Source organism: Nostoc sp., from assembly GCF_054880495.1.
On sequence record NZ_JBTYKD010000346.1, the window covers coordinates 1 to 2,244 of the forward strand.

The window sequence follows — 2,244 nt, forward strand, 5'->3', positions numbered from 1 at the left end:
CGGGGATGACCTGCCAGTTGCAAGGACAAATGTCCTTGTTTGGTATGCTCGATCTGGGCTAAAGCTCAGTGGCTTCAGAGAAAGAGTTGCTTACAAGTGAACTGAACACCATAACTGATATAGCGTGTTTAATTAGTCAGAAAATAATAAGCTTGCAAAAGCAAGCTTATTATTTTGTATAAGCGTAGACTTCAGTCTGACGCAACTATGGGCAGATAGCAGGACATGATATTAAGATTACTGATGTTCGTATGCTCCAATATCATATCCACCACCAGCAGGACGAGGTTTACCTGCATAATCCGTTTTCAAATCTTTCCAATCGTAACCCATATTGATCGCCGGACTCGTTCCTTTGATTCTAAAGTCAGCAATTGAGGGATTTATGAACTGTGGGTCTGCAATAATATCGTGAGGTCCCATCACAGCAATCACCGCACCCTTGCTGTAAAGATTGTAGTCATAGGTGACGTTGATATTCTTCATGTTGCTGTTCGCATTTTGACCAGGGGAAACATAGATAATGTTATTGAAAATCTTCACATCAGATGAATAACCAGCATATATTTGCCCTTTTTTAAGGTTTGGACTTTGCCCATTCTCATATGCCGTGTTGTTGACAATATCGATATGCTCACTACTATGGGCATGAATCCCCGAACCGCCATTCTTGTAGCTGATATTGTTTGCAATTAAAGTTCGTCCTCGATATGCACCATTTCTCGCAAGTTTTGAAACATCGATAATAATCCCATTACCGTCTGAGATTGTTCCCGACTCAAGCCAGGGAATGTACATACGATTTTTGTAGACCCTGTTATTGGTCACGAACATCTTGTATCCCCGATTGCTGTCAGAATTCCAACTCTTTGCAATGCCAATGCCACTGGGACCAAAGACACTATACCAGGCATTATTATACACAGTGTTATTGTCCACCTTCACATAATCAGCCTCCCTGACTCCGATACCTCCTCCTCCACAGTCATGCACTATGTTGTTCAGAATATTTATGTGAGAAAGATGACCATTGACTCCATCAACGCTTATGCCACTTCCGTTTGTACGCCGATTTGATTTGTTCCACTTCTGACTTAATGCATAACCAAGGGTTATATTGGCATTGTTCCCTATAATCTCTAGCCCGTTAATCTCAATATATGAAGCTCCATTTGACAACCCGATACCACTCCATGTATCGTGCTGAATTTTTGGGAACTGCCCAGGATATGCTTTATATTTAATCCATGCTTTTGCATTTCCAGAACGTTGAATATTTACTACACTACCAGCATTGGGTAAATTTCTGTATACTCCGTTCATAATCAATACTGTGTCGCCAGGGTCAGTCAAATCTGCTGCCCTTTGAATTGTTCTAAACGCGGATGAGGTAGTGAGCCCGCTATTTCTGTCGTTTCCAGTACCACTAACATAGTATGTTGTCGCAGTTGTAACCCTACTGATCAGCTTGCGGCTAGATAGTGGCATTTGCTGAACAGTGGATGAGTGACGAACATCTTTAACTAAAGACTCTGTTATTCTGTCTCCTTGAACCAGACCTGTTAATGCCCAAGGAAGTACAAGAGATGCGCTCAAACTGAGAAAACCTAAACTATGAATCATCATAGGGAAAAAATAGGGTATGTTGCAAAAACTGAATCGTCAACGGTCAGTAGCTCTAGCCTTAGTTAGTAACTCAGTATTGGATCTGGCGGTGTAAACAAATGTATAAACTTATACACCTGATTTGAGATTTACATCTGGGCATTTTCACCTAAGTATGGCTAAAATGCTTTTTTAGCTTGTCTTCTAAAAAACAGTAGCTATCTGGTAATAGTACTGAATAAAAATTACCAGTATCCAGAGTTACCCATTAATGGACACCAAGTAACCGTACAAATGGTGTCATTTCCAATTCGACATCATTGTACTGTGTATACGCGGTATCTGTGGTTAAGATAGTATATCTGTGATGAATCAGTTAATTTACTTAAAGAATTCTTATGATAATAAAAAGCAAAAAGAAGGCAGAGACTAGCATTTATCGCTTCTGCCTTCTAAAATATTTTCATTATCATCATAAATTCGAGTACTTGCAACAAAGTTTACAAAAACCTATCAATGCAGATTAAGAATTTTCAGTGAGAGTTTTAGCTTAAATAGTAGAAGCCTCTCACCTACCCGATAGGGAGGTGATGAGATGAATACAGGTGAGTGACGAATTGACCAACGAGCAAAACCATC

General features: G+C 39.8%; 1 protein-coding gene. It reads right to left on the minus strand.

Going from position 1 to position 2,244, the window contains the following annotated elements; all coding sequences use genetic code 11:
• Positions 1 to 237: 237 nt before the first annotated feature.
• Complete coding sequence (locus ACYTXL_RS29745) at positions 238 to 1,626, minus strand: choice-of-anchor Q domain-containing protein (protein ID WP_461927780.1); 1,389 nt, start codon at positions 1,624 to 1,626, stop codon at positions 238 to 240.
• Positions 1,627 to 2,244: the final 618 nt, after the last annotated feature.